Genomic DNA, 6,787 nt, shown 5'->3' on the forward strand with positions numbered 1-6,787 from the left:
CAGGGCTAGACGATGATTACCGCTCAACCCTGTTAGAGTCTGGGATTAAAATGCGCTAGCCGTGCGGTCAACATTAAATTAACTTTAAAAGCACTTTGCATGACTTTTCATTATCATTTTTGGCGGTATTTTATTAGTTTTTTAAATTAATTTATGGATACGATTTAGAAACAAACTTGAGAATTAAAAACAACATCATGGTAACCAATTGATTCTTATGAGTTTAAATAAATGATTTTTTAAATTACGCTTTGTATTCTTTTTAGATAAAATTGTAACCAAGGCCACAATTGTTAATTTACCTTTAAATTTTTTATTCACCTTTGAAGTTTATAGGCGAATAATTAACTATAAAAGACTTTTTAAGCTCATAGTTAAGCTAAAACAACGAGGCTTGTGTAGATTCAGATGTTGTGTTTAATGCGCTTAATATCATTTGCGCAACAGGGTCGAGCTGTCTTTGAATGTACAGTGGGTAGTTCAGAGTGTTTTTACCGTTATAAAGTTCAGCGCCGGTTACTGCGTAAACATATTCAATCACCTGCCCACGTTTTATTTCAAACTCAGGATGATTCGCTTTATATTTTTTAACAGCTTGAACATGAGGAGGAATATTTTTGATGTAATCGTTAAGGTGCTGCCCTAACCGCTTTCTATATACTAATTTACGGTCGAACTCACCATTATAAAGTTTTTGAGTGTAGCTATTTATAATATCGTGCAGTTGTTGTATTTCGAAGTTGTCAGTAAATAACGTCTCAAATAATTCGGTTTGAAATTCTTGTGCAAATTCAGTCCAATCACTACGTACCGTTTCCATACCTTTAAATACCAGTTTTTTTTCATTATTTTTGGTTACTTGCCCTACATACCGCTTTTTAGAGCCTGTTTTTTTACCTCGTATAGTTGGCATAAAAAACGGACTGTAATGAGTTTCAAATTCAATTTCTAAATAACTTTGTAAATCATAGCGTTGTTTTAAATCAGCTTGCCACATGGTATTAATATGATGAACAAGTTGGCAGCCAATTTCGTTGCATTGCTCAGGGCTTTTATCTTCACAAAGTTTTACAAACGTAGAGTCGGTATCACCATATATCACCTCAAAGCCTTGCGCTTCTATCCATTTACGGGTTGTTTGCATTATCTCATGGCCACGTAACGTGATAGAACTCGATAAACGGGGGTCGTAAAACCGACAACCCTTAGAGCCGAGTACGCCATATAAACTATTCATAATAATTTTAATCGCTTGCGAGAGCATAGGTTGATTAGTGTCTTTTGCCTCTTGCCGTGTTTGGGTGAGGTGGGCAATTAATTTGGGGAGATGGTGCTGCGTTCTTGAGAATAACGCCTGATTAAATCCTTCAACCGCATGCTCTGGTGCATTTAACCCTGCGATTAAACCTAGCGGGTCAATACAAAACGTACGCATAATTGAAGGGTATAAGCTTTTGAAATCCAATACCAAAACGTTTTTATACAGCCCTGGGGTCGACTCCATCACATAGCCACCTGGGCTCTCAAATGAGAGGCCATGATCGCCTAAATTGGGGGCAACATAACCACTGCGGTGTAATAACGGTAAGTATAAGTTTGTAAATGCGGCAACCGAGCCACCCATGCGTTCCAGTTCGAGCCCTGTTATTTGGGTTCTGACTATGGCAAATTCAAATAACTTTAATTTTTCGAAAATTTGATTAACCAAAATACAATCTTGGCGGTTATAAGCAGCTAGAGAAAGCTTATCTTCGTTAAATTGACGAACAATTTCAGTTAATCGGTTATCGGTTTTTATTAACTTTGATTCATTGAGTACCCGCTCTGCAACATTAGCTAATGAAAAGCTATCAAATCGGTAAGTGGCATTTTTTAATGTATCAATGCCATCAATGACGCACCGCCCTGGAAGAGTCAATCGGGTGTAATGGCCTTTATTAATATATAACGGTTGATTATCTCGGCCAAAGTTAAGGGCAAGCCCTAAGGCCTCTGCGCGTTCTTGCAATAAACTAAAGTCAAAATCAATGACATTCCAACCAACAATAACATCAGGATCGTTATTTATAATGTAGTGCTGTAACTTGGTTAGTAAGTTTATTTCGTCATAGCACCAGTCTATTTCAAATGTCGAATCACTTTGCTGCGGCTCCCCTATCATCAATACACAATCTAAGCCATTTCCCACAAGTGCTACACTAAATAACACCCCGTCGCCATTGCATTCTATATCCAAAGAAACAGACGTAAGCGTTGGCGTGTAATCTTTGTTTGCTTTTAACTTTGCGTCACTAATTTCAATAAAGCCGTTTTGAGCTTTAGCGTTACCCGTTACCCACACACCTCCTTTAATAAAGCGCTCCATTAAAAAGCGGTCGCTGTGGCGTACATCGGCCTCATAAATTGGCATTGCTTGTTCTAGTAGAGTTCGCGTAGTATATAAACTATGTATGTCGTTGAAGTAACAAGCCACACATTCGCTGCCACCAAAATGGCACAACTCAACCTTATTAAACTGCGCTTTTATATTTGCCTGTGCGAGTAAAGTATTTGCAGTATGTTGCGCTGACAATGGGATGAAAAACACTGCCTGCTGGTTTTCAATAATAACTTTAAGTGGGCCATGTTCAGAGCTTAGCCAATAGCACAAAGTAATACCTTGCGTATTTTTAGCGCTGTATTGTTGCCTTGATAAAATAAAGCCCTGATAGATTGCTTGTGTCAATGTTCGATCCCACTTAATATATACACTGTAATTATATACATACTTTAGGTAAATCATCCCATGCTTTCTGACTCACTAAAAAAAACAATTAGGCAAGTACACCAGCATGTGGCTAGTAACCTAAAAGATTATCGCCCTCGTAGCAGTCAAAATTATCTTGTAGCCGAAATAGCAAAAACACTTGCTGGCGAATACCATAAAAAGCAGCGCATTTGCGTAATTGAAGCAGGCACTGGTACCGGTAAGTCTCTTGCCTATTGTTTAGGCGCGTTGCCTCTTGCCTTAGCGCAAAAAAAGAAGTTAGTTATTTCTACCGCAACCGTTGCACTGCAAGAACAATTAATAGCAAAAGAACTGCCATTTTTTAAAAAGCATTCAGGCCTCGATTTTAAATTTGATTTAGTAAAAGGTCGCCATCGTTATATTTGTGCCCACAAATTACATAATGCTGTAAACGGCGATAGCCAAACACAAATGGACTTTATGCCAACGCTTACTTCACCATTGAGCGCAATGGAAACCAAGTGCTTGAATGAGTTATATAACGCTTATGTAAATAAAAAATGGCAAGGCGATAGAGACAGCTGGTCCGATACCGTACCCGACAGAGTATGGAATTTAATAGCCTGCGATAAACATTCGTGCCAACGCCAAATGAAAGCACACCAAACGTGCCCGTTTCAGCTTGCGCGTAATCAATTAATGCAAATGGATGTGCTGGTAATTAATCACTCTTTATTACTTGCTGATTTAGACTTAGGCGGTGGTAAAATTTTACCAGAGCCCGACAACACTATTTACGTTATTGATGAAGCGCATCACTTAGCACATATAACACGCGACTTTTCATCGGCTGCTGCAACAATTAAAGGCACAATAGAGTGGCTTGATAAGCTCACCAAGTTTAGCGGGAAAATGGCGAAGGTTTTAGTGGGGCAAAAAGCAATAGGGCAAAACTTTAAACTTTGCGACAGTATTAATGACGCGAATAAAGATTTAAAAGTAGTTCGCGATATTCTTGATAATGCCGACTTTGAATACTCAAAAGACGATACTTATCGCTTTGAACACGGTGAAATTCCAGAATCGCTGCACAGTAAAGCAAAAGATATAAGCGAAGCCACGCAAGATGCGCTGCGCTGTTTAAACAAAATGCACGACACCCTTACCCAAGATGTTAGCGATGGCGACATAAAACCTTACGTTGCCGACCCAATACTAGGCGAAAGCGGTCAATACATAAACCGCTTAGAACAACTAAACAAACTATGGTTTAGTTATGCAAAAAAAGGCGAAGGTGCTCCTCATGCACGATGGATAAAGCGCCTTGAATATAAAAGCCATCACGATCACTTATTAAGCGACTGCCCTATCGAGGTCGGTTATTACTTAAAAGATAAATTATGGCGCGAATGCGCGGGCGCTGTTTTGTGCTCTGCTACATTAAGTGCACTGGGCTCATTTGATCACTTTGCTTACGAAACAGGACTTGCTAAAGAAGAAGGCGTTAAATTTATTAAAGTACCTTCTCCTTTTGATTACCCAAAACAAGCCACTTTACGTATTCCGGTATCTAAAGTAGAACCTACCGATAAAGACTTTAGTGATCACCTAGCTAAAACTTTACCAGAGTACCTAAATGATAAAAAAGCGAACCTTGTACTATTCGCTTCTTACTGGCAAATGGACCACGTAACAAAGTTTCTTAGAACAAAAGGTTTTAACTTATTAGTACAAGGTGAGATGTCGCGAGAAGCGTTGCTTAAATTACACACTAAAAATGTAGACGAAGGCAAAGGCAGTATTTTATTTGGAACCCAGAGCCTTTCGGAAGGTCTTGATTTACCTGGTAAATATTTAGAGAACCTAATAATTACTAAAATTCCGTTTGCTGTACCTACTTCGCCAATAGAAGAAGCGCAAGCAGAATTTGTACAAAGCAAAGGTGGTAACCCGTTTTTAACGATTACCGTACCAGACGCCGCAAAGAAATTGGTGCAAAGCTGTGGTAGACTGCTGCGAAAAGAGAGTGATGAAGGCTGTATTACTATTCTCGATAGACGCTTAGTTACTAAGCGATACGGTAAAGCCATGCTCGACACCCTACCACCTTTTAAAAGACAAATAGATTATTAATGTTTGAACTCGCACTCGATCCAACAACCTGGGCTGTTTTATGTGCTGTTGCACTTGCCGCAGGTTTTATAGACGCTATCGCCGGTGGCGGTGGCATGTTAACTGTGCCCGCTTTATTAACTGCAGGCTTACCTCCACATTTAACATTAGGCACCAATAAACTCGCGGCTAGTTTTGGCTCCTTAACAGCTAGTTATACGTACTATAAAAAGAATTTATTTAGCCCGAAATTTTGGGCAGCCTCCATCATAGCTACTGCAATAGGTGCATTGATAGGTACTGTTATTGTTGATCATTTAAGTATCGATTTTTTAAACAAACTACTACCCATTATTATTATTTTAGTTGCCGCCTATAGCTTATTTGGTAATTTAAGTACCACAGAAGGCGATGAACTGCCTAAACTCAACAAAGCGATGAAAATAAAACAATGGCTACAGGGTTTAGCATTAGGCTTTTTTGATGGTTTAGCAGGCCCAGGTACGGGTACTTTTTGGACTGCTTCTAATGGCATGCTTTATAAAATGAACCTGCTACTCAACTGTGGCCTAGCGCGTTCAATGAACTTTGTTTCTAACTTTATATCGCTCATTACCTTTGTAGCACTCGGACATGTAAACTTTTTACTTGGCATTACTATGGGCTTTTTTATTATGCTTGGTGCATGGATTGGAGCGCATTCAGCAATACGGTTTGGTAGCAAATTTATTCGCCCTGTATTTAATACTATGGTTATACTTTTAGCATTAAAGCTAATTTATGAGGCTTACTTTTAATATGCACCCTACAGCTTTAGATAAACTACGCCAACAAGTTGCAACGCTAAAACAACAAGCTGAGCAATTTGATAAAGCTAAACTTTTTTCTAAAAATCGTTACATGCAAGCACAACCTAGCTTGTTTGACCGCGCCGTTTTTAGTACAAAAAGCATGAACCTAGTCGATTACGTAATAGAAATAGAAGACGAAGTGTCACGATTACCGCCAAGTGAGCATCGCCATGCTTATACCTACGCGCTTGAACGTATAGGAGCTCAGGTACAAGCTGTATTCAATGTTATTAAATCAACGCCTATTTGGATTAAAGAAAACAAAAGCCATTATAAACCTCGCCCTAAGCAAACTGTTTATAAGCACGCTGTACAAAAAATAATGCAATCATCGCATGAGCTTTACGGCGAATTAAAACAAAACCATGAGTTTGAACGCCGTTTAGTACTCATGATTGAAGAACGTAAGATGCAAATGGATAAAGCCTCGCCAGCTAAAGCACAAAAACTTAACCTTGAAATATTAAGCACACACGCTCGATTAGGTCGCTGCAGAAAAGCAATTTCTGCCACCGAAGACAAAATACAACAAGTAGAAAAACAGCAGCTGCGTTAAGGCGCACTTTACTATGCAGCTTTATTATCATCCATTGTATTCAGACCTTATACTCCCAGAACGTCATCGATTCCCTATTCAAAAGTATAAGTTACTTAAAACCGAAATAGAAAATCTGGGTGTTTCGGCTATTCACTTTAAAGATCCTAAAAAAGCAACCGCATCTCAACTTGCGCTATGTCACAGCCAACGTTATATAGATGATTTTTTAAATGGAACGCTAAGCGATAAAGCAATTAAAAAGATGTGATTTCCCTATTCGCAACAACTTGTAGAGCGTACTCTTTTATCAATTGGCGGGAGTATTCAAGCTGCTGAAGCGGCTTTTAGTCACGATCTAACCTTCAATTTAAGCGGTGGTTATCATCATGCCTATAGCGATTTTGGCAGTGGCTTTTGCATTTTTAATGATTTAGCTATTGCAGCAGCACATTTAATAAATACAGAGCAAGCCGACACTAATGCCGATCATTTAAGAAATAGTTAATAGCACTTGAACGATCTTCTAGGTATGTAAGAATCCGAATTCTTTTGTAGAAT

At 38.8% G+C, this 6,787-nt stretch carries 4 protein-coding genes and 1 pseudogene; 4 read left to right on the top strand and 1 reads right to left on the bottom strand.

Annotation, left to right across the window (positions count from 1 at the left end; all coding sequences use genetic code 11):
* Nucleotides 1-379: 379 nt before the first annotated feature.
* Complete coding sequence (locus tag L655_RS0100990) at nucleotides 380-2,725, bottom strand: DNA polymerase II (RefSeq protein ID WP_024603795.1); 2,346 nt, start codon at nucleotides 2,723-2,725, stop codon at nucleotides 380-382.
* 60 nt (nucleotides 2,726-2,785) lie between these two features.
* Between L655_RS0100990 and dinG the strand changes: the two genes are divergently transcribed.
* The 4 genes and pseudogenes from dinG to L655_RS01000000124835 form a co-directional block, all read left to right on the top strand.
* On the top strand, nucleotides 2,786-4,861 hold the full coding sequence (gene dinG, locus L655_RS0100995) for an ATP-dependent DNA helicase DinG (protein ID WP_024603796.1): 2,076 nt from the start codon (nucleotides 2,786-2,788) through the stop codon (nucleotides 4,859-4,861).
* Nucleotides 4,861-5,637, top strand: a complete 777-nt coding sequence (locus L655_RS0101000; protein ID WP_024599782.1) for a TSUP family transporter — start codon at nucleotides 4,861-4,863, stop codon at nucleotides 5,635-5,637. Before dinG ends, L655_RS0101000 begins: the two co-directional genes overlap by 1 nt.
* Before the next feature lies 1 nt (nucleotide 5,638).
* The gene (locus L655_RS0101005; RefSeq protein WP_024603797.1) at nucleotides 5,639-6,247 is read left to right on the top strand and encodes a primosomal replication protein; all 609 of its coding nucleotides are present in this window, start codon (nucleotides 5,639-5,641) and stop codon (nucleotides 6,245-6,247) included.
* 13 nt (nucleotides 6,248-6,260) lie between these two features.
* Nucleotides 6,261-6,707: pseudogene (locus tag L655_RS01000000124835) on the top strand (histone deacetylase); the annotation flags it as partial.
* Between the last annotated feature and the right edge of the window lie 80 nt (nucleotides 6,708-6,787).

It is taken from the genome of Pseudoalteromonas sp. TAE79 (assembly GCF_000498015.1).
In the GTDB taxonomy this organism is placed as follows: Bacteria; Pseudomonadota; Gammaproteobacteria; order Enterobacterales; family Alteromonadaceae; genus Pseudoalteromonas.

Excerpts from the sequence above, each read along its gene's own strand:
- dinG (WP_024603796.1), top strand. The coding sequence starts at position 2,786 with ATGCTTTCTGACTCACTAAAAAAAACAATTAGGCAAGTACACCAGCAT.
- L655_RS0101000 (WP_024599782.1), top strand. The coding sequence starts at position 4,861 with ATGTTTGAACTCGCACTCGATCCAACAACCTGGGCTGTTTTATGTGCT.
- L655_RS0101005 (WP_024603797.1), top strand. The coding sequence starts at position 5,639 with ATGCACCCTACAGCTTTAGATAAACTACGCCAACAAGTTGCAACGCTA.